We start from the raw sequence: 22431 nt of genomic DNA on the forward strand, positions 1-22431 counted from the left end.
TGAGTGGCAGTGGCGGCCGTAGGGTTGCAACCTAATTCTCCCACATTTGCTCCTTTCTGATATGAAACATATTTTACTCGGCTTCGGCCTGTTCCTGTCTGCCTTGTCCGGCCAGGCTCAGGTGACCAATACGTTCAGCGGGGCCCTTACTGCAGCGGATCCAACCATTCCCGGCGTCCGTATGGACCGTAGTGGCATCACGGCGGCCTGCGCCACTACCCGGGTCTACCCCGGGGTAGCGAAGAACAACAGCATCGGCGTACGTTACGATTCCTACACCATTACCAATCCCAGCACCACCACCCCGGTATGCGCTACGCTGACCCTGACGCCGGCCTGTTCGGAAGGTACCAGCGACTACCTGTTCTGCTCGGTATATCTCAATTCGTTTGATAAGACCAATCTGGCCACCAACTACCGCTCCGATATGGGTTCCAGTCCAACCACGGCTCCCCTGTCGATGGGCGTAAAGGTTTCTCCCGGCGAAAAGCTGGTGGTGGTCATCAGCGGGGTTACGGCGGCCTCCACCTGCAGCGCCTACAGCCTGACGGTGGCGGCCCCCATTGCTTTGTCGGTGCGGGGGGGGCAACTGGCCGCCGCCGCCACGCTTTCTGCCTACCCCAACCCGGTGGAAGACGTGCTGCACATTACGGCCGCCAACGCGGGGAGCTACACGCTGTATAATGCTACCGGAGCCGTAGTGCAGCAGATTGAAGGCAGTGAAGTATCGTTGCGCAACTTACCCGGAGGAGTATACCTGCTGCAGCAGAATACCACTAAGGCCGCCACGCGCATCGTGAAACTCTAACGGGTGGTACGCTTTGCCGTTTCTCAGCTGCCCCACGGCCGACTTTTTCGTCAGGCCGTGGGGCAGTTGCCTGTGGTGACTTGGCCCCAGGCCAGTACGCAGACTCCGCCCCGGTTTTCTGCCCGTCCGCTACCTTACGCCCATGACCAATCGTTTGCTGTTGCTGTTTGCTTTGCTGGGGCTGGCGTTGACCGCGGCGGGGCAGTCGGCGGTTTCGTCCGGCCGTTTGGAACTCCTGCCCGCTTTCCCGTCGAAATTCGTGCCGCCGCGGTCCGTGGAAGTATGGTTGCCCGAGGGCTACGTGGCCGGCCAGCGGTATCCCGTGCTGTACATGCACGATGGGCAGAACCTCTTTGACCCCAAAGCAGCCAGCTACGGCATGGCCTGGGAGGTCGACAGCGTGCTGGCCCGCCTGAACCAGGCTGGTCAGACGCGCCCCTGCATTGTGGTGGGCATCAGCAATACCAGCCGGCGCTTCCAGGAATACACGCCGGCCAAGCCCTACGCTGCTCTGCCCGCCGCCACGCGCGCCCGGCTGGAGCTGGAGCGGTCCGGCCCGCCGCTATCCGACGATTATCTGCGGTTTGTGGTGCAGGAGCTCAAGCCTTACATCGACCAGCACTATCGTACCCGCCCCCGCCGGGCCGATACGTTCATCGCCGGCTCCAGCATGGGCGGGTTGATTTCCCTGTACGCCTTGCTCGAATACCCGCGGGTATTCGGCGGGGCCGCCTGCCTTTCCACCCATTGGCCGCTGAGCCTGAAGGAGAACCGGCCCGATTTCACCACGGCCATGCTCGCCTACCTGCACCAAACGCTGCCGCGCCGCCGCAAGCCCCGGCTCTATTTCGACTACGGCACCACCACCCTCGATGCCCGCTACGAACCCCATCAGCTTCGGGTCGATAGTCTGCTCCAGGCGCACGGCTACGACGCCCCGTACCGGCTGACCCGTAAATACGTGGGCGCGGCCCACAACGAAACTGCCTGGAAGCGCCGCTTTGCCGTACCGGCTACATTTCTGCTGGCGCCCCGGCAGCCCGTCCACCAGGATACCGGTAACCATCCGCGGAAAAGGCAGTAGAAAGAAGCAGTCCATTCTTTCTGACTCCATGAAAAAAATGACTTTTTATGCCGGCACCGCGCTGCTAGGGGTGCTGGCTGCCTGCAGCGGCCCTTCCAGGGAGGAAAAGCGGGAGGCTCAGGCCAACACCCCGGCCGACACCGTTAGCACCGGCGCGCAAACCGTAGTGCTGCCTGCCCCCTACGCCACCAAATCGGCTACCAAACGCAGCGAAGTAATCGACTGGCCGGCTGGTAAGAGGCCCACCGCTCCCGCCGGCTTTACCGTAACCGAGTTTGCCCGCGACTTCGACAGTCCGCGCTGGCTCTATATTCTGCCTAATGGGGATGTGCTGGTCGCGGAGTCCAGCACCATCCCCAACGACGCCAAGAAAAAAGTCGCGGCCGCCCTGGGTCTCGACAAGTCCCGCTCCCTCAGACCAACCAGTGCGAACCGCATCACCCTGTTGCGCGATGCCGATAAAGATGGCCGTCATGAGATACGGCAGCCTTTTTTGAGTGGCCTCAACCAGCCCCTGGGCATGCTGCTTATCGGCAACAATTTCTACGTGGCCAATACCGATGGCGTGCTGCGCTATCCGTACGTGCCCGGCGCTACCAGCATTACCGGCCCCGGGGAGAAGATCCTGACTTTGCCGGCGGGCGGCTACAACAACCACTGGACCCGCAACCTGCTGGCCAAGCCCGACGGTTCTAAAATCTACGTGAGTGTGGGTTCGGGCTCCAACGTGATGGAGCACGGGGCCGCCAACGAAGTGCGCCGCGCCAATATTCTCGAAATAAACCCCGATGGCTCGGGCGAAAAAATCTACGCCAGCGGCCTGCGCAACCCCGTCGGGATGGCCTGGGCCCCCGGTACCACCACGCTCTGGACGGCCGTGAACGAGCGCGACGAGCTGGGCGACGACCTGGTGCCGGATTACCTGACCAGCGTTAAGGCGGGTGGTTTCTACGGGTGGCCGTACTCCTATTTCGGCCAGCACGAAGACCCGCGCCGCAAGGGCGAAAAGCCGGAGCTGGTGCGCCGGGCCCTAGTGCCTGAAGTGCCGTTGGGCCCCCACACGGCCTCGCTGGGACTGGCCTTTTACAACCAGGCAGCTTTTCCCGCCAAATATCAGGGTGGGGCTTTTATAGGGCAGCACGGTTCCTGGAACCGCACTGAGTTCACGGGCTACAAAGTAGTGTTCGTACCCTTTAAGAATGGTCAGCCGGTTGGTCCGCCCGAAGACTTCCTGACCGGATTCCGGGTAGATGAAACCAGTAACCGGGTGTATGGCCGGCCCGTGGGCGTTTTCACGGCCCCTGACGGCAGCCTGCTGATTACCGATGATGCCGGGAACCGGGTCTGGCGGGTGAGCAAAACAGCCAGCTAACGTCGATTGTATCACCCGACTGCCGGTTGAACCGGCTGGTATATAAGCCCACCTTGGCTGAACGCATCCGTTCAGCCAGGGTGGTCTTTGTCGTTAAATAAAAATTTGTGTTTAATGTAATTAAGAATATATTTGATTGAACTAAATAAAGTAAATAGCTCGCTCGGGCTCTCAACTGCCCGTTGAGTTCTGCTGAACCAAACCAACCCTTTAGTTATGCAAACCACGATCCGCCCTACGTTGCCGGAGCAGACCCGCAACTTCGCCAAATCGATAATGGACCGCTATCTGGGCGAAACCATCGTGCAGAAGTGGGTGCGGCAGGGAAGGCCGCTGCCGCCCCCGCACCAAGTGAAACAGGCCGTAATTGAGGAGTATCGCCAGCGGTACGGCTGCCGGGTCCTGGTGGAAACCGGTACTTTTCTCGGCGACATGGTAGAGGCTCACCTGCGGCACTTCGATGCCATAATCTCTATTGAGCTAAGCAAGGTGTTCTACGAAAAAGCCTGCTACCGCTTCCGCAATGCGGCCCATGTGACCATCTACGAGGGCGACAGCGGAGCGGTGCTGCCCCAGGTGATGCGCACGCTGCGCCAACCGGCCATCTTTTGGCTCGATGGTCACTATTCCTCCGGCGAAACGGTGAAAGGCGACAAGGACTGCCCGATTTTCGATGAGCTGTCCGCTATTTTCAACCAGCGCAACCGGCAGGATCATGTGCTGCTAATCGACGATGCCCGCCACTTTGTGGGCGAAGGCGACTATCCCACGGTGGCCGCCGTGCGGGAATTCATTCAGGGCTGTGATGGCCGCTACCGCGTGGAGGTGAAAGATGATATCATCCGGGCCACCGTAGAACACTGAACCGAATAAGCTCCGACAAAAGCGGAAACATTGGGGTACAGGCTGCCACTTTCCCGGCAGCCTGTTTTCTTTGTGGGATAATTGTCTGGCGGTTTCCGCCGATTTTCTTACCCAACCCCGCAATGGAGCTTATCAAGCAATTTTTCGACCTAGTCCTGCACCTCGACAAAACGCTGATTGATGTCGTGCATCAGTATGGCACGCTCACGTATCTGATTCTGTTTCTGATTATTTTCACCGAAACCGGCGTCATCGTATTCCCCTTTCTGCCCGGCGACTCCCTGCTGTTCGTGGCCGGCACCCTGGCGGCGCAGACCGCTAATCCGGGTTCGCCCGAAACGCTGCTCAACATCTGGTACCTGATTCCGCTGCTGTTCGCCGCGGCTTTCCTCGGCGACAACCTCAACTATTTCGTCGGCGACTACCTCGGGCCGCGGGTGTTCCGGGAGGATTTCCGCTTCCTGAAGCGCAAATACCTGGAGCAGACCCAGGCCTTCTACGCCAAGCACGGCGGCAAAACCATCATCATGGCCCGCTTCGTGCCCATCGTGCGCACCTTCGCGCCGTTCGTGGCCGGCGTAGGCACCATGAAGTACAGCTACTTTATCAGCTACAGCATTGCCGGCGCGCTGTTCTGGGTTATTTCGCTCACGGCCGCCGGCTACTTGTTTGGCAACATTCCGGTGGTAAAGAACAACTTCACGCTGGTGATTTACGCCATCATTCTGGTATCGATTATGCCACCGGCCATCCAGTTTCTGAAGTCGAAGCTCAGCCCCGGTCCCAAGCCCGCCTAAGGCCTGAGTTTGGATTATATTTTAGAAAACCGCTCCAAGCCTGCGGGAATGGAGCGGTTTTTTTGTTTTTTCGGGGCATCGTTAGCTGCGCCATACTATGAGGGAATTCGGGCTTATCGGGCAGTCGCTCGGCCATTCATTTTCACAGACCTACTTCCAGCAGAAATTCCATACCCTGGGAATTGAAGGCTGTAGCTACGATTTGTTTGAGCTGCCCTCCATCACGCACTTTACTGATCTGCTGGGCCGCCGCCCGGCCCTGGCCGGCCTGAACGTGACTATTCCCTACAAGGAACAGATCTGGCCTTACCTGGACGAAGTAGCCCCATCGGCCGCCCGGGTGGGGGCCGTGAACGTGGTCGAGTTTGCCGCCGATGGCCGCCGCATCGGTCACAACACCGATTATATCGGCTTCCGGGAGTCGGTGCGGGGTTTTTACCCCACGCGGGGGGAGGCGGCCGGGGCGCTGGTATTGGGTAGCGGCGGCGCTTCCAAGGCCGTGGAAGCCGCCCTGCGCGAGCTGGGCATCCGGCACTGGCTGGTGTCGCGCAACCCCCTGGGCCGGGGCCTGACCTACGACGACCTGACGCCCGCTATTCTGGACGCCCACCCGCTGATTATCAACTGCACCCCGCTGGGTACGGCCCCCAACGTGCACGAGTGTCCGCCGGTTCCGTACGATTCTCTTACCGCTGAGCATTACCTGTTCGACCTGATCTATAATCCCAGCGAAACACTGTTCATGGAAAAAGGCCGCGCCGTAGGAGCCCAGACCAAGAATGGGTTTGAAATGCTCTGCATCCAGGCCGAAGCCGCCTGGGAAATCTGGAACCAGTAAGCGAACGAGGACATTCTGCCGCCGGAAGTATTGCTATTCAGGAATGCGGTGATACCTTAAGCGGGCAAGCCCGCAAGTGAGGCGGCCGCGCCGGCAACAGGGGCTCCGAAAGCTCCGGGGTGCCAGCGCTGCTGCCTTTCTCCACGGGGTTGCCAGCCACTGCTAACCACGCTTCCATGCCGGTAAGACTACCCCTGAAAACCCTGCTTCTCGCCCTGTTGACGTTGCTGGGTGCTGCTGACGCCACGGCTCAGCGTGCCGCGAAGCGCAACGCCCCGAAAAGCGCCGCCCTGCCCTACGACTCCACGCTCTACAATGGGCTGCGCTGGCGCTCCATCGGCCCCTACCGCGGCGGGCGGGCCGGCACGGTGACGGGTGTGCCCGGCAACCCCAACCTCTACTACATGGGCACGGCCGGCGGCGGCGTGTGGCGCACGATGGACGGCGGCGGCACCTGGGCCAATATTTCCGACGGCTACTTCGGCGGCTCCATCGGGGCCGTGGCCGTGAGTGAGTCGGACCCGAACGTGCTCTACGCCGGCGAAGGCGAGCAGACCGTGCGCGGCAACGTGTCGTCGGGCTTCGGGGTGTGGAAGTCCGTGGACGCGGGCCAGACCTGGCGCCACGTGGGGCTGAAGGACTCCCGCCACATCGGCCGCATCCGCATTCACCCCAAAAACCCCGACCTGGTGTACGTGGCCGCGATGGGCAACCTGTACGGGCCCGGCGAAATGCGGGGCGTGTACCGCAGCAAGGACGGCGGCCAGAACTGGGAGCGGGTGCTGTTTGCCAATGCCGATGCCGGCGCCGTGGACCTGACGCTGGACCCCGCCAACCCGCGCATTCTGTACGCCAGCACCTGGAATGCCCGCCGCACGCCCTACAGCTTCTCCTCGGGCGGTCCGGGCTCGGGCCTCTGGAAAAGCACCGACGGCGGCGACACCTGGAAGGATATTTCCCGCGCCGACGGCCTGCCCCCCGGTACGCTCGGCATTATTGGCGTGGCGGTTTCGCCGGTGAACTCCAGCCGGGTGTGGGCGCTGATTGAGGCCGAAAAGGGCGGGCTCTACCGCTCCGATGATGGGGGCCTGCACTGGCAGAAGCTCTCGGATGACCGCAACCTGCGCCAGCGCGCCTGGTACTACACCCGCATCTACGCCGACCCCAAAGATGCCGACGTGATGTATGTGCTGAACGTGTCGTACCACAAGAGCAAGGACGGCGGCCGCACGTTCCAGGCCAGCGACGCCCCGCACGGCGACCACCACGACCTCTGGATTGCCCCCGAAAACCCCGGCCGCATGGTCATCGCCGACGACGGCGGGGCGCAGGTGAGCACCGACGGCGGCCAGAACTGGACGACCTACGAAAATCAGCCCACCGGCCAGTTCTACCGCGTGGTCACCGACAACCACTTCCCCTACCGCATCTACGGGGCCCAGCAGGACAACTCCACCGTGCGCATTCCGCACCGCACCGGCAGCAGCACCATCGAGGCCCGCGACTGGGAAGCCACGGCCGGCGGCGAAAGCGCCCACCTGGCCGTGGACCCGCTCAACCCCGACATCGTGTACGGCGGCAGCTACGACGGCTATTTATCCCGGGTAGACCACAAAAACCAGCAGGAGCGCCTGATCAACGTGTGGCCCGACAACCCCATGGGCCACGGCGCCGAGGGCATGAAGTACCGGTTTCAGTGGAATTTCCCGCTGCTGTTTTCGCCCCACGACTCCAAGCGGCTCTACACCGGCTCGAACCACCTGCACGTGACTACCAACGAAGGCCAGTCGTGGGAGCTGCTCAGCCCCGACCTGACCCGCAACGACCCGAAAACCCTGGGGCCGTCGGGTGGGCCCATCACCAAGGACAACACGGCGGTGGAGTACTACGGCACCATCTTCGCCATTGCCGAGTCGCCGGCGGAGGCGGGCGTCATCTGGACCGGCTCCGACGACGGCCTGATCCACGTGACCCGCGACAACGGCAAGACCTGGACCAAAGTGCAGCCCCAGGGCCTGCCCGACTGGATTCAGATCAACAGCATCGACGCCCACCCCACCATCAAGGGCGCGGCCTACGTGGCGGCCACCATGTACAAGTCCGGCGACTTCCGGCCCTACCTCTACAAAACCACCGACTACGGCCGCACCTGGAGTAAAATCACGACCGGCATTGCCGATACCCACTTCACCCGCGTGGTGCGCGCCGATGCCAAGCGGCCCGGGCTGCTCTACGCCGGCACCGAGTACGGCCTGTACGTATCCTTCAACGACGGCGCGCAGTGGCAGCCGTTCCAGCTCAACCTGCCCCCGGTGTCCGTCACCGACCTGACCATCAAGAACGACAACCTGATTGCCGCCACCCAGGGCCGCGGGTTCTGGCTGCTCGACGACCTCACGCCCCTGCACCAGCTGAGCGCAACGGTAGCTACCCAAAAGTTTCACCTCTACACGCCCGCGCCGAGCTACAAGATGGAGGGCCGGGGCTCGGCAGACATTCCCAAAACCGCCGGCCAGAACCACCCGGGCGGGGTGCTGCTGTATTACCAGCTGGCTCAGAAAATGGACTCGACCAGCACCGTGAAGCTGGAAATCCTGGATCCGAGTGGTAAGCTCATTCGCTCCTTCGCCAACACCGACCGGGAAATTAGAACCCAGAACCTGACCAAGGACGACAAGGCCAAAGCAAAGAAGGAGCTGCTGCCCACCAAAAAGGGCCTGAACCGCTACGTGTGGGATTTGAGTTACCCCGGGGCCAGCAAGTTTGAGGGGCTGGTGCTGTGGGGTGGGGGCACCCAGGGCCCGAAAGTGGTGCCCGGCACCTACAAGGTCCGGCTGACGGTAAACCAGGAAACCCAGGAAACCGCCTTCTCCGTGCGGCCCGACCCGCGCAGCCCGGCCACGCCCCAGGATCTGCAGGCCCAGTTCGACTTCCTGCGCGAGGTGCAGCAGAAGCTCACCGAAACCCACGATGCCATCCGTGACATCCGCACCATTCGCGGCCAGCTCAAAACCCTCACGGGCCCGCTGAAAGAGCAAACTGCCGCCAAGGAAATAGTGGATTCGGCCGAGGCCATCGACAAGAAGATGACCGCCATTGAGGAGACGCTCTACCAGACCAAGAACCGCAGCGGCCAGGACCCGCTGAACTTCCCGATCCGGCTGAACAACAAGCTGGCGAACCTGACGGGCCAGGTCAACTCCGGCGACTTCCGCCCGACCGAGCAGGCCGTGGCCTACAAAAAGGAGGTTATCGGCCAGATTGATGCTCAGCTCAGCCAGCTTCGGCAGATAAAGGAGCAGGACGTGCCCGCGCTGAACAAGCTGGTGAAAGACAAGAATGTGGACGCCATTACCCTGCCCAGGCAGGCGGCGGCAGCGGCCCCGACGAACATTCCGTAGGTTTAAAAAAACCAGCAGAAAGCCCGGTTCCGTTGTGGAACCGGGCTTTCTGTTTTTAGGCTGACTGCGCCGGTGGTGGTTATACGCATCACGAAGTGGTTCGCGAAAAGAAAGTAGGGTGCGGGGCTTGCCCCCGCCCGTCGTTGCCCGAAAGCAGGTGTTACCGTGCAACGACGGGCGGGGCAAGCCCCGCACCCTACTTCGGGATGCGTATAACCACAAATTGTGTCAGGCGCTGGCTGCCATTATCAACTCTGCCGAAGCGGTAGTTGAACGAGAGCCGGAAGTTGCGACGAAACTGGTAGAAGCGGTTGGTTTCCTGTAATCCGGAACCGGGTGAAGAATCTGCTTCAGCTATCGGCTAAGCCTGTTTACATAACCAGGCCCTCTACCGGTGAGCGGTAGAGGGCCTGGTGCGCTGCACGACGAGTACTGCAGAATCAGAGGTAGGTCCTTCGCTTTGCTCAGGATGACAGACGGTTTACTTACGCATGTACCTACGCATCTGCTTACTGCTGGCCGTTGCCGCCTTCGCCCTGCTTCACGTCGTCGTTCTGGATGCCGCGGCGGCGTTTCTGGGGTTGGGTCGAGACTTTGCCGAAGCGGTAGTTGAAGGCCAGGCGCACCCCGCGCAGGTAGATGTAGTTGTTGCTTTCCTGGCGGAACTGGTCGGTATCGACAGCTGACTTCAGGTTGCGGGTGGCGCTCAGGAAGTTGTCGGCGTTCAGGGTCAGGTCGGCCTTGTCCTGGAGCAGATTTTTGCGCAGGCCCGCTGAGTAGAACGTCCAGGCGGCCTGGCTGCCCTGCAGCTGCACCCGGCGCGAGTTCAGCCCACCGTTGAACTGCAGGCTCAGTCCCTTCTCAAACTTGTAGCCGGAGTTGATATTCAGGCTGTACATCATCCCGGAGTTGGCCAACCCCAGGGAAGGGCTCTTCAACGACACGTAGTACACGTTCAGGGTGCCGCTCACGTCCCACTTGGGCAGGGGCTTCACCGAGCCGAACACGCTCATGCCGTAGGTGGCGTTGCGGCCGATGTTGCGGAACGTCTGGTTCTGCACGAGCCGATCCGCCTTGTTCTCAACCTTGACCGTATCCACGAAGCGGAAGGTTTCGATAGCGCTGCCGGTGCGGCGGGCGTAGGCCGAAATGTTCAGCACCGACCCCTTGATGAAGGTGGTGTAGTTCAGCTCGTAGCTGTTCGTCAGCTCGGGCTTCAGCTGGGGGTTGCCGTAGCTGATGTTGAGCGAGTCGGTGGCGTTGACGAACGGGTTGAGGTAGAAAATCTGGGGCCGCTGAATCCGCTGCGAGTAGGCGGCGCGCAGGCTCTGACCGGGTTTCTTGGGGTTGCCGGGCTGGAAGCTCAGGCTCACGTTGGGCAGCAGGGTGGTGTATTCCTGCGCCACGCCCGAGTCGGAACCCTGCCGGAAGCTGCCGTCGATACGGGTTTGCTCCACCCGGGTTCCTACTTTCGAGCTTAGCTTCTTGCTCAGGCTGAAGCCGTAGGAGCCGTAGACCGACAGCACGTCCTGGTCGTAGCGGAATTCATTGGAGCGGGGTTTATTCTCGACCAGGGTGCTCTGGCCGGTGGGGTCGGTCCGCACCGTGTAGTCGCTGCTCACGCGGCGCATGATGGCTTTGGCCCCGGTTTCGAGGGTGGTGGTTTCCGAGAACGGGTGCACGTAATCGGTTTGCAGCGTCGTTTCCAGGTTGCGCGACAGGTTCAGGCTCTGCTCGCGGTAGTTTCTGCCGGCGTCCGCCCCCACGCTCGCGCCCGGATACTGGTCGAGACGGTAGTCCTGGTTGTTGCGGTTGCGGGTATGCTGGGCCAGCACGCTCCACTCGCGGCGTTTCTGCTCGAAGCTGCGGGTGTAGCTGCCGCTCACGTCGTAGCTCTGGGTGCGGAACCGGCGCTCGGAGTCGCGGGTGAACTGGTTGAAGAGCGTCGGCTGCGGCGTGCTGGTGTTGAACAGCTGGTTGTCGCCGCTGTTGCGGAACATGCTGCCCTGCACGCCCAGCGTCAGGCTATGGTACCGGGCCGGGTCGTAGTCGAGGCCCAGGCGGCCGAAGCCGCCGCCGCCCAGGGAGTTGCCTTCGCCCCGCTGGTCCAGCGTCAGCCGTTCGGTGCCGTCCGCGTTTTTCAGGTAGCGCTTCAGGTCGTTGCGGCCGGGGCTGTAGTAGGCAAAGCCGCTGGCCGAGCTGGTCAGCCCGATTTTACCCTGGCGGTAGTTCAGCGCCGCGTTGGCGTTGGAGCTCCGCGTGCCGCCGGCCAGTCCCACGCTGCCGTTGGTGCCCTGCAGGTTGTTTTTCTTCAGGATGATGTTGATGATGCCGCCGGTGCCTTCGGCGTCGTACTTGGCCGAAGGCGAGGTAATCACCTCCACGCTCTTGATCTGGTCGGCCGGAATCTGCTTCATGGCATCGGCCACCGAGGAGGCCACGATGCCCGAGGGCTTGCCGTTGATGAGCACAAGCACGTTGCTGCTGCCGCGCAGCTCGATGTTGCCCTCGGGGTCCACGCTCACCAGCGGCACCTTGCGCAGCACGTCGGCCGCCGTACCGCCGGCGTTGGTGATGTCCTTTTCGGCGTTGTAGACGATGCGGTCAGGCTTGGTTTCGATGATGTCCCGCTCGCCGGTTACGGTTACTTCGCCCAGCTTCTGCGCCGACGACGTCAGCATTACGGTGCCCAGATCGGTACTGGCTTCGCCCACGGTTACGGCTTCGATGCGGGCGGCGTAGCCCAGAAAGCTGATCTGCACGCGGTAGGCGCCCGGGGCCAGGCCTTTCAGCGCGAACCGGCCCTTGTCGTCGCACACCGTGCCGTCGAGCGGGGTAGTACCGGTAGCGGGCAACAGGGCCACGGTAGCAAACTCCACCGGCTTTTTGGTGGCCGCATCCAGCACAACGCCCGTCAGCCGACCCGCGCCGCGCGGGGCCGCGGGCAGAGCCAGGGCTTTAGGAGCCGCCGGAGTGCCCGGAGCCCCGCCGGGCTGCCCGGAACGGGTAGCCGCCGGGGCAGCAGTCGGGGTAGTTTGAGCCAGGACCGGGGCCGTCAGCAGGCCGGAAAGCAGTAGCGGTAGATAAGCGTGTTTCATGGAGGTATAAAAGCTAAGAAGAAGTGAACCTGTTTAGGGTTTCGGTTTTTTCATCGTTTGTCATCCTTCATCTGGCGTACGCTTGCGAGGGACCTTCTCACGACTGCTCATTTTGGCCTAATTACAAGTGGTACGGACGTGATAAGGTCCTTCGCTCCGCTCAGGATGCCAGCTTTTTCGAAACCCTAAACAGCCTCAGTACAAAGGGACGGCAAAGCCTGAGCAATAGCAAACAAAAGAGGCCGAGTGGTAGAAATCCGGCGCTGAGAGGTAGAAACGGAGGGCTGAGGAGCAGCCTGCATCATTCTGCACAGGGTCACCGGGAGGCCGAACGAAGTTGCACGCAGCCGGAAAAAACAGGCGCTATTCGGCCCGGCGCAGCTGAAGCAAGGCGTAGCCCAGCAGGACGGCGGCGCCAAACCAGGCCAGGCTGTACCACTCCGCCGGGGTAAGCGCCGGATCGACCAGCAGCGTCTGCCGGTTCATAGCCTGGAGCGCCCGGGCCGGGGCCGCGTACGGAATCAGGTCCACGTGTTCCCAGCGCAGCAGGGTGAGGGCCGATACGATGCCGCCGATGCCCAGCGCCAGCGGCCCCACGAAGCCGCGCCACCACAGTGCCGCCACGTACTGCACGCCCAGCATGCCCAGCGTCGCCAGGAAAGTATGGCCCAGCATCAGCGCCACGGCCCCCAGCTCAACGCTTTCAGTCTGGAAGCCCAGCTCCGGGCGTACCCGGCCCAGTATCATGCCCGCCGCCAGCAGCAGCGCCGCGTAGAGCACTTGGGCCGCCACCGTAAGCTGAAGCACAACCAGCAGCTTACTCACGTACACGGCCCCGCGCCCCACCGGCAGTGCGTACAGGTGCTTCCAGCCGGCGGCCCGGTGCTCCACATTAGCCAGCAGCCCCGTGAGCATTACCACGAACAGCGGCAGCAGCAGCAGGGAAGCCGTCTGCCAGCTCATGCTCACGTACTGGGGCCAGGGATTTTCGCCCGGCTTCACCAGGTACTGACCCTTAAAAAAGAAGATGGCAAAGTTGAGCAGCACCGGCAGCGCGCCACCGGCCAGCGCCAGCCACAGCGCGGGCGTACGGCGCAGCTTGCGGTAGTCGGCGGCCAGGCAGCGGCCGACCTGGGTGAGCGGACCCGGGGCCGCCGACAGCGTATCCCAGGCTGCGGGGAGGGGAGTAGAGAGAGCATTATTCATTGGGCAACGCTGGTTTCGGTGAGCTGGAGGAAGGTTTCTTCGAGGCTGGGCTGCTCCTGGCGCAGGCCGTAGATGGGCTGGCCCGCGGCCACCAGGGCGGCGGCCAGCGCTGCTACCTGGGCCGGGGCGCGGCCGGGCAGACGGAGGGTACCGGGCCCGGTTACGGTGGCGTCGGCCAGCAGCCGGGGCAGCAGGTTGCGGCAGGTGTCGGCCGATTCGGTTTCCAGCACCAGCTGCTCCTGGCCCGCCCGCAGCTGCCGCAGCTCGGGCAGGGCCCCCTGAAACACCAGCCGGCCCTGCTGAATGACGCCCACGTGGGTGGCAATCTTCTCAATCTCGCTGATGAGGTGGCTCGACAGCAGGATGGTTTTGCCGTGTTCCTGCCGCAGCCGCTCCAGCAGCCCCCGCATTTCCATGATGCCGCTGGGGTCGAGGCCGTTGGTGGGCTCGTCGAGCAGGAGCAGGTCCGGGTCGGGCAGCAGGGCCAGGGCCAGGCCGAGGCGCTGGCGCATCCCGAGGGAGTATTCGCGGGCGGGGCGGTCGGCGGCTTCGCTTAGCCCCACCAGGGCCAGCACGTCGGCGGTGCGGTGGGCGGGCAGGCCCCGCAGGCCGCGGGTGGCGTCCACGTTTTCCCGGCCCGTGAGGTGGTCGTAGAGCGAAGGGTTTTCGATCAGGGCACCTACCCGGCTCAATAGCGCTACCCGGTGCCGGGCCAGGTCGTGCCCGAACAGCTGCACCGTGCCCGCCGTGGGCTTCAGCAACCCCAGCAGCAGCCGCAGGGTGGTGCTTTTGCCGGCCCCGTTCGGACCCAGAAAGCCGTAGATGCTGCCCGGCGGCACCCGCAGGTTCACCCCGTGCAGAATGGGGCGGGCGCCGAAGCGGAAGTGCAGGTCCTGGGTCTGGAGCAGGAGCGGAGCGTTGGTCATGGCGGAAGTGGGTAGGGTGGAACTGCCGCAAACCTAGGTCGGCCGCCGGGGTCGCGCCCGGCTATTCAACCAACCGGCCCGTTACCCGCCGCAAACCCGGATTTAAACCGTCCAACCCACGGGGCTGCCCCTGCCGGCTGCCCGGGAAGCCCTGGCGGCCGGTTGGTAGAGAAAATATGGGGGCTGAAGGCGCGCAGGACGGCATTGGTTGAATGCCGGTGGGCATTGCGGGGGCCAGCTGTATCTTCCGGGGTGCAAACTGTCGGATCGGCTTCCTCTTCCATCGAATCCAGCCGCTGGCCGGCGTGGCTCCACACGCTTAGCCGTCTCGACTGGTGGCCCCGCGTGAACGAAGTAGCCGCCGTGCCCTGGTGGGTGCATCTGCTGTTCTGGGGCATTCTGCTGCTATTCGATGGCATGATGCTGTCCTATAATCCGACCAAGTTCGGCAGCCAGCTGGTGCTGCGGCAGTTTCTGCTGCGCGCGGCCCTCACCGACGCGCTGGCGGCGGCCCTGTTCTACACCAACTGGATGGTGCTGATTCCGCGCACCCTGAGCCGGGGCCGGCTGGTGCCCTACATCATTGGCGTGCTGGTGCTGCTGCTGCTCTACATTCCCGCCCGGTTCGGCACTTCCCTGCTGATTGGGGGCGCCGCTGAAGGTGCGCGCAACCAGCCGCAGACGCTGGCCATGATAGTGCCTTATGGCATGATGGGGCTGATGGCCATCTTCTTCAGCTCGGCCCTGCGCATCACCGGCGACTACCTGCGGGCCCTGAGCAACCGCCGGGAGCTGGAGCGCCAGCAATTGCTCACGGAGCTGGCCATGCTCAAAACCCAGATCAACCCGCACTTTCTGTTCAACACGCTCAACAACATCTACTCCCTCACCAGCCGCAAGTCCGATAAGGCCCCGGAGGCGGTGCTGCGGCTGGCCGAAATCATGCGCTACCTGCTCTACGAAAGCGGTACCGAGACCGTGCCGCTGAGCCGGGAGCTGGCCCACCTGCATTCCTTCCTGGATCTGCAGCGCCTGCGCCTGCCCGCCTCAGCTCCCGAAGCCATCCGCTTCGAGGTAGCCGGCGGGCCCGCCGAAAGCGACTTCCCCATTGCTCCGCTGCTGCTGCTGCCGCTGGTCGAAAACGCCTTCAAGCACGGCGACCTGGCGGCCCGGCCGGTGGCGGTGCATATTGCCCTGGCGCTGGTCCCCGATACCGGCCTCACCTTCAGCGTCCTCAACCACGTGGCCCCCGATGATGCCGGCCGCGGGCTGCCCGACCAGCCCGGCGGGGTGGGGCTGGCCAATCTGCGCCGCCGCCTTGAGCTGCTCTACCCCGGCCGCTACGCCCTGCAGGTCAGCACCCCGCCCGGGCAACACCTGGTTACGCTCACGCTGCGCCAGTCCTAGCCGGACTCAGCTCAATCGATTCTTATCCTCTTTTCTGCCGCTTATGCTGACGTGCGTTATTCTGGATGACGAGCCCCTGGCGCTGGACCTGCTGGCCGATTATTGCGCCCAGGTGCCGGGGCTGGAGCTGAAAGGCCAGTTCGACGATGCCCTGGCGGGCCTGGCATTCCTGCAGGATCACCCCGTGGATATAGTGTTCCTCGATATTCACATGCCCCGTCTCACCGGGTTGCAGCTGGCCCAGCTGCTGCCCGCGCCCGGCCCGCGCATCATCTTCACCACCGCCTACGACCAGTACGCCGTGCGCAGCTACGAGCTCAACGCCGCCGACTATCTGCTCAAGCCCATTGCCTTTCCCCGGTTTGTGCAGGCCGTGCAGAAAGTACGGCAGCAGCTTTCATCCACCGGGGTGCTGCCTGGTGGGCCCGGGCCCGCCGGGCCCACTGGGCCGGTCGAAAGCCTGCCGGTTGCCCCGGATGCCATGTTCGTGAAAAATGAGCACCGTCTCCAGCGGGTCGCCTTCGCCGATATTCTCTACATCGAGGGCATGAAAGAGTACCTGCTGATCTACACCACCACCGGCAAGATCCTCACGCTCCAGTCGTTCCGGCGTCTGGAGGAGGTGCTGCCGCCGGAGCGGTTCGCGCGCATTCACAAGTCGTTTGTGGTGGCTCTGCGCTGCATCGAGCACGTGGAGCGCGGCAAAGTGCAGGTGGTGGGGCGCCTGCTGCCCATCGGCGACACTTACCGCGAAGCCTTCGTCAACCTGATCAAGCCCTATCAGCAGCTCTGATAAGCCCGTCGGCCCGGCGCGTACCGGAGGCGTATCCGCAGGGCGGCCGGACTGGTCTTAAACCAACAGCAGCCCACCGAAACCGGTGGGCTGCTGAAATTGCAGGTAGGCGTGCGAATGTGGGAGTAAGTAAGCTAATTATTTTCGCTTTTCAGCGGCTCCAGGCCGGAATCAGGGAAAAATCTCTGGGGCCTAACGCGCTCAGGTTGAATTTTTTCCGGGACCGGTCAGGAATTTTTGACCAGTGGGTGCAACCCTGCTCCGGCTCGTAGTATCTTCCCCATGGAGTCTGGCCCGCGCCGTGGCCGGGGCTCCGATTCTAGCTTATCCTACGCCCCGCATATGCTGCCATTTATTCTCTTCTGCTCCGCGCCGGCTCTTACCGGCCCGGGCGTACACCTTAACGGCGGCCGGGCAGGCCGGATCGGATAATGGGGGCCTTGTCAGCTGTACTGGGAAATTCGGGTGGGTTGCGCAGCCTGCTGCCGGAAGGCCTGTCGGCTACCAAATCCGCTTCCTCCCCCTCATCGTCCGCGGCTGTGCGTCATCTCACCCCGCCCGCCCAGCTCAGCGAGGCCGAGTTGATTGATGGCTGCCTGGCCGGTAGCCGTCTGATGCAGAAACACCTCTACGACCGGTTTGCCGGCAGGATGATGACCGTGTGTCTGCGCTACGCCCAAACGACCTTCGAGGCCGAAGACGTGCTGCAGGAAGGCTTCATGACCGTATTCAACAACTTGCGCAACTTTCGGCGGGAGTGCCCGCTGGAGTTCTGGATTCGCCGCATCATGGTGAATGCTGCCCTGCGCCAGCACCGCCGCAATGCCCCGCTGGTGGCGGTGAGCGAAGGCGAGTATCCGGAGGATCTGGCCGGCGAGGAGTTCACGCTGTCGAACTACGCGTTTGAGGAGCTGCTGCACCTGGTGCAGGAGCTGGCTCCCCGCTACCAGATGGTGTTCAACCTGTTCGCCATCGAAGGCTATGGCCACAAGGAAATCGGGGAGATGATGGGCATCTCCGAAGGCACCAGCAAGTCCCAGTATTCCCGCGCCCGGGCCATTCTCAAGTTAAAACTGGAGCGTCTCGACGCCCACCGTCCCAATGCTACCTTCCGACACTAATCATACTCCCCCTTCCGGCCCGCCAACCGGCGACCTGGAACACCTGTTCCGCCAGAAATTCGCGGAGGCGGAAGTACCGCCTTCCGCCGGTCTGTGGGCGCAGCTCGACCATAACCTGGTAGTCGGCCAGAATGAAACCTACCGCCGCCGGCTGGCGCTGTACCGGTGGGTAGCGGCCGCCAGCGTGCTGCTGCTGGTCGGTTTCGGCAGCTGGTTTGGCCTGCGCTACGGCAGTACGTCCGGCCGCCTGCCGGAATTCGCAACCCTGGCTGCCCCGGCCACCGATGCTCCATCCGCAACGGGCTCGGGTAGTCCGGCTGGTGCTGCGGGCCGGCTGGCCCTGGGGCCGCAAGCTGGCGCTACCCGCGCGGACGCGGGCAGCGCCGCTGAGCTTAATAGTGCGTTGTATGATATTCCCGCTGCCGCAGCGGAGGCTTATGTAGTGCCAATGGATCGGGCGGAAGGACCGGCGGTGGCGGTGCAGCTGCCCTTCGGTTTCACGGAGCAGGGTAGCTCGCTGCTGCCCGACAACGGGCGGCGTGGCGCAGACGGCCCGTTGGCCGCCGCCGGCTATGCCCGGACTCCCTCGGCCGCGCTGGGCAAAACAGCTGGTGGCAGTGGTCCGGTAACGGCGGTTTTCGCCGCCCTGCTTGGTGCCAGTGGTACTGCGGCTGCCGGGCAGCTGCCCGGTGAGCTGCCCGGATTAACTGCCCGGATGGCTGCTTTACCCCGTGGCCTGGGTTACGGCCGGCCGGCCCTGCTGCCCCTGACGACTATGCGGTCTATGCTGGCTGACCTGGCCAGTGCCACAAGTCAGGAGGAGAAAAAAGAGGAAGGCGTAGGGCGTCCGCGGCGCTGGCGTCTGCTCGGGTCGTATGCGGCCTCCGCGTACAACCCTAACATTGATTTCTCGCCGGCGGGCAGAAGCCCGGTCGTTGCTTCGCGCGGCTTTTTCCTTAACAGTGCCAGTACGTACGCCATGGCCGCCGCCGAGTACCGGCAGCACCTGCGGGCCGGGCTCGGCCAGCGCGTAGCGCTGACGGCCAGCTACACCGTTAACAAGCACTGGACTCTGCAGACCGGGCTGGAAGTGGCCCAGCAGCGGGCGTCCTCCCGCACTTCGCATGGCTTTCTGGATGGCCGGCAGGTGGTCGCGGATGTCAGTACCCCCAATGTTGACCCTGACCTGCTACCGGCTCCGGTAGCGGTGGCTCATCCTACCTATTACCGCTACCGCACGGCTGGTCTCCCGGTAGGCGTACGCTACGGCTCTACCAAGTCCGGGATATCGGTTTATGCCAAGGCCGGAGCGGTAGTTAGCATGCTGCTCAACAGCCGCTCAGAGCTGGAGGGTACGCCCGAAGCTACGCGGGTCTACACTATGAAGTCCATTGCTTCGCCCTACCGCCCGGTGCAGGCCAGCGGGCGGGTGGGCGCGGGGGTGCGGTTTCAACCGGCCAATGCCACCTGGAGCCTAGCCGTGGGGCCTACGGCCGAAGCGGGCCTGACTCCGCTGAATGCTGACTCCGGCCAGGGGCTGCAGTACCGTTCGCGGCCTTATTCAGTGGGTATGGAAGCCAGCGTGGAGTTCGGCGGCAAGCCGGTGCTGGCCCCGTAATAATTCGCTATGATGAAAACAGTACTGTTTCTGCTGCTAGTATGGGGTTGTCTGGGGCTGGTTCAGCCTGGCCCATTGCCAGGTAAGGAGCCGGCAGTGAAAACAAAATCCAGGGCCGCACAGCCAGCTCCATACCCCGCCAGACCACCGCAGGGAGCCCTGCCGGTATTGCCTGCGGGCAAGGATAATCGCTGACTTATCAGCGGATTGGTGCAAGCCATTTTCGCCCTGTTGAAAACCTGTCCGGCTCCCCGGATGGGTTTTTTCTTTTCCCAGGAAACCTACCTTGCCGCATCGGAGTTATCCGGGGCTGCCTTAGCCGCCAAAATCCCCTGTCCTGCATGGAGTATAAACTGACCTCAGAATTCAAGCCCACCGGCGACCAGCCCAAGGCCATTGCCCAGCTCGTGGCGGGCGTGGAAAGCGGGGAGCCCGCCCAGGTGCTGCTCGGGGCCACCGGCACCGGCAAAACCTTCACCGTAGCCAACGTAGTGGCCCAGACCGGCCGGCCCACGCTGGTGCTCTGCCACAACAAAACCCTGGCCGCCCAGCTCTACAGCGAGTTCAAGTCGTTCTTCCCCGAAAACGCCGTCGAGTACTACATCAGCTACTACGACTACTACCAGCCCGAGGCCTACATTGCCAGCACCGACGTCTTCATCGAGAAGGACCTGGCCATTAACGAGGAGATTGAGAAGCTGCGGCTGCACTGCACGGCCACGCTGCTCAGCGGCCGCCGCGACATTATTGTGGTGGCGTCGGTGTCGTGCATATACGGCATCGGCAACCCCGAGGAGTTTAGTAAAAACGTGATTTATCTGGCTCCGGGGCTGAAATACTCGCGCAACAACCTGCTCTACCAGTTCGTGCAGATCCTGTACTCGCGCACCGAGGTGGAGTTTACCCGCGGCACGTTCCGGGTGAAGGGCGACACGGTGGATCTGTATCCGGCCTACGCCGACTTTGCCTACCGCATCTTCTTTTTCGGCGACGAAATTGAGGCCATCCACAAAATCGACCCGCAGAGCGGTAAGAAGCTGGCCAACGAAGAGAGCGTGACGCTCTACCCGGCCAACCTGTTCGTAACCGGCAAGGACACGCTCAACCAGGGCATCAAGGAAATTCAGTTCGACCTGGTGCAGCAGCACGCCTATTTCGAGAAGGAAGGGCGCGACTCGGAGGCCAGGCGCATCATGGAGCGCACCGAGTTCGACCTGGAGATGATCCGGGAGCTGGGCTACTGCTCGGGCATTGAGAACTACTCGCGCTACTTCGACGGCCGCCAGCCCGGGGGCCGGCCCTTCTGCCTGCTCGACTACTTCCCCGACGACTACCTGATGGTGATTGACGAAAGCCACGCCACCATTCCGCAGGTGCGGGCCATGTGGGGCGGCGACCGAAGCCGCAAAACGGCCCTGGTCGAGTATGGCTTCCGGCTGCCGAGTGCGATGGACAACCGCCCGCTGACCTTCAACGAGTTCGAAAGCATGTACCGCCAGGCCATTTTCGTGTCGGCCACGCCCTCCGACTACGAGCTGACCCAGGCTGCCGGCGTGATTATCGAGCAGATTATCCGCCCCACCGGCCTGCTGGACCCCGAAATCGACGTGCGCCCCAGCGTGAACCAGATCGACGACCTGCTCGACGAGGTAGACAACCGCGTGAAAATGGGCGACCGGGTGCTGGTCACGACCCTGACCAAGCGTATGGCGGAAGAGCTGCAGAAGTACATGGAGCGGCTGGGTATCAAGTCGAGCTACGTGCACTCCGACGTGAAAAGCCTCGACCGGGTGGAAATCCTGCGCCAGCTGCGCCTGGGCGTCATCGACGTGCTCATCGGCGTGAACCTGCTCCGCGAAGGCCTCGACCTGCCCGAGGTGAGCCTGGTCGCCATTCTGGATGCCGACAAGGAAGGCTTCCTGCGCGACCAGCGCAGCCTGATTCAGACCATGGGCCGCGCCGCCCGCAACGAGAAGGGCAAGGTGATTATGTACGCCGACCGCATGACCGGCTCCATGCAGCGCGCCATCGACGAGACGAACCGCCGCCGGGATGTGCAGATAGCCTACAACGAGAAGCACGGCATCACGCCCCGCACCGTGCGCAAGTCGCACGACGAAATCAACGCCTCCACCTCACTGTCGGATAAGCGCCGGATTGAGCCCATGGCCTACACGGGCCCGGAAACGGACACGCTGCTGCTGGCTGCCGAGCCCGTTATTGCCATGATGACGCGCCCCGATCTGGAAAAGCTCATCAAGCAGACCGAGAAGCTGATGGAAGGTGCCGCCAAGGACCTCGACTTCCTGCAGGCCGCCAAGTACCGCGACGAGCTGGCCCAGCTCCGGCAGCTGGTGAAAACGAAGCGGGAGTAGCGGGGTTGGTGGGGCCGCCCCGCCCCGCCCCCCGGGTAGATAATGAGCGCGCCGATTCAGGACGAATGATGTTGAGCAATCGGGTAAACTGCTACTTTGGGGCATCCTTTCCTCTCAATGCCCTCTGTGTATGAAGCGCCTCTTCACGCTTACCCTGCTCTGCGCCCTTTGGCTGGGCGGGCTCGTTGGTTCTGCCCCGGCCGCGGCCCAAAGCAAAAGCCCCGCCTACACCTACATGCACATGACCACAATTGAGTCGGTGGTGGCCGGCGGAATGGGCCGGTCCCGGGTGCTGTTCACCCCCGATTTCAAAGGGCAGAAGGAAGTTGAGCTGGAAAACCTGTTCAGCCTGACCGGCATCAACATGAAGAATGTCCGGGTCAATGAGGAAGCTATCCTGCGCTTTCTGGGCGACGTAAACAGCGAAGGCTGGGAGCTGGTGCAGGCCATTCCACTCACCCAGACGCTGCAGAGCGGGGGAACCACCGGGCAGGGCATCTTCATGACCCGCTACCTGTTTCGCCGGGCGAAATAGCGGGGAAGTAAGCCGCCATAGAAAAGCTCCGAACCCAGCGTTCGGAGCTTTTTTTAGCCACGTTATTGGGGCCCTGGGTTCACCTGCTGCTGCGCCGCCTTGCCGCTCCTGGGCCAAGCAGTAGCAGCGGGGCATAACCGTTTGTTGGCCCCCGTCGTTAGGGGCAGCATCCCCAACGGCTTCCGGCA

General features: G+C 63.0%; 16 protein-coding genes. 13 read left to right on the plus strand and 3 right to left on the minus strand.

The window, feature by feature from the left end:
- The first annotated feature begins 61 nt into the window (after positions 1 to 61).
- From ABD833_RS14885 to ABD833_RS14915, 7 genes are all read left to right on the plus strand, one after another.
- Entirely contained in the window at positions 62 to 808 is a 747-nt protein-coding gene (locus ABD833_RS14885; RefSeq protein ID WP_345074043.1) for a T9SS type A sorting domain-containing protein, read from the plus strand.
- Between the two features lie 142 nt (positions 809 to 950).
- Positions 951 to 1892 (plus strand): alpha/beta hydrolase, encoded by a 942-nt coding sequence (locus ABD833_RS14890; protein WP_345074044.1) that lies wholly within the window; start codon positions 951 to 953, stop codon positions 1890 to 1892.
- 28 nt (positions 1893 to 1920) lie between these two features.
- Complete coding sequence (locus ABD833_RS14895; protein ID WP_345074046.1) at positions 1921 to 3264, plus strand: PQQ-dependent sugar dehydrogenase; 1344 nt, start codon at positions 1921 to 1923, stop codon at positions 3262 to 3264.
- A gap of 216 nt (positions 3265 to 3480) precedes the next feature.
- Positions 3481 to 4128, plus strand: a complete 648-nt coding sequence (locus ABD833_RS14900; RefSeq protein ID WP_345074048.1) for a hypothetical protein — start codon at positions 3481 to 3483, stop codon at positions 4126 to 4128.
- A 122-nt stretch (positions 4129 to 4250) separates the two neighbouring features.
- Positions 4251 to 4925 carry a DedA family protein gene (locus ABD833_RS14905; RefSeq protein ID WP_345074049.1) on the plus strand — a complete coding sequence of 225 codons (675 nt, stop codon included), beginning with the start codon at positions 4251 to 4253 and terminating at the stop codon, positions 4923 to 4925.
- A 97-nt stretch (positions 4926 to 5022) separates the two neighbouring features.
- Entirely contained in the window at positions 5023 to 5763 is a 741-nt protein-coding gene (locus ABD833_RS14910; RefSeq protein ID WP_345074050.1) for a shikimate dehydrogenase family protein, read from the plus strand.
- A gap of 176 nt (positions 5764 to 5939) precedes the next feature.
- Positions 5940 to 9164: a WD40/YVTN/BNR-like repeat-containing protein gene (locus ABD833_RS14915; protein WP_345074052.1), complete on the plus strand. Its 3225-nt coding sequence runs from the start codon at positions 5940 to 5942 to the stop codon at positions 9162 to 9164.
- A 509-nt stretch (positions 9165 to 9673) separates the two neighbouring features.
- Here the strand turns inward: ABD833_RS14915 and ABD833_RS14920 are convergent.
- The 3 genes from ABD833_RS14920 to ABD833_RS14930 form a co-directional block, all read right to left on the minus strand.
- The gene (locus tag ABD833_RS14920) at positions 9674 to 12262 is read right to left on the minus strand and encodes a TonB-dependent receptor (RefSeq protein ID WP_345074053.1); all 2589 of its coding nucleotides are present in this window, start codon (positions 12260 to 12262) and stop codon (positions 9674 to 9676) included.
- 363 nt (positions 12263 to 12625) lie between these two features.
- A complete protein-coding gene (locus ABD833_RS14925) occupies positions 12626 to 13468 on the minus strand; it encodes an ABC transporter permease (protein ID WP_345074055.1) in 843 nt (280 codons plus the stop codon).
- Positions 13465 to 14394 (minus strand): ABC transporter ATP-binding protein, encoded by a 930-nt coding sequence (locus ABD833_RS14930; protein WP_345074057.1) that lies wholly within the window; start codon positions 14392 to 14394, stop codon positions 13465 to 13467. The genes ABD833_RS14925 and ABD833_RS14930 overlap by 4 nt, the downstream gene beginning before the upstream one ends.
- A 252-nt stretch (positions 14395 to 14646) precedes the next feature.
- On the opposite strand from ABD833_RS14930, the gene ABD833_RS14935 reads away from it, so the two are divergent.
- The 6 genes from ABD833_RS14935 to ABD833_RS14960 all read left to right on the plus strand — a co-directional run bounded on the left by ABD833_RS14935 (position 14647) and on the right by ABD833_RS14960 (position 22243).
- Entirely contained in the window at positions 14647 to 15801 is a 1155-nt protein-coding gene (locus ABD833_RS14935) for a sensor histidine kinase (RefSeq protein WP_345074059.1), read from the plus strand.
- A gap of 43 nt (positions 15802 to 15844) precedes the next feature.
- Entirely contained in the window at positions 15845 to 16594 is a 750-nt protein-coding gene (locus tag ABD833_RS14940; RefSeq protein WP_345074061.1) for a LytR/AlgR family response regulator transcription factor, read from the plus strand.
- A gap of 470 nt (positions 16595 to 17064) precedes the next feature.
- Positions 17065 to 17715 (plus strand): RNA polymerase sigma factor, encoded by a 651-nt coding sequence (locus ABD833_RS14945; RefSeq protein WP_345074063.1) that lies wholly within the window; start codon positions 17065 to 17067, stop codon positions 17713 to 17715.
- A complete protein-coding gene (locus tag ABD833_RS14950) occupies positions 17696 to 19333 on the plus strand; it encodes a hypothetical protein (protein WP_345074064.1) in 1638 nt (545 codons plus the stop codon). Before ABD833_RS14945 ends, ABD833_RS14950 begins: the two co-directional genes overlap by 20 nt.
- Positions 19334 to 19674: 341 nt before the next feature.
- Positions 19675 to 21708 carry an excinuclease ABC subunit UvrB gene (gene uvrB, locus ABD833_RS14955; RefSeq protein ID WP_345074065.1) on the plus strand — a complete coding sequence of 678 codons (2034 nt, stop codon included), beginning with the start codon at positions 19675 to 19677 and terminating at the stop codon, positions 21706 to 21708.
- A gap of 130 nt (positions 21709 to 21838) precedes the next feature.
- Positions 21839 to 22243, plus strand: a complete 405-nt coding sequence (locus tag ABD833_RS14960) for a hypothetical protein (RefSeq protein WP_345074066.1) — start codon at positions 21839 to 21841, stop codon at positions 22241 to 22243.
- The last annotated feature ends 188 nt before the right edge of the window (positions 22244 to 22431 follow it).

Source organism: Hymenobacter fastidiosus (assembly GCF_039539565.1).
Lineage (GTDB): Bacteria > Bacteroidota > Bacteroidia > Cytophagales > Hymenobacteraceae > Hymenobacter > Hymenobacter fastidiosus.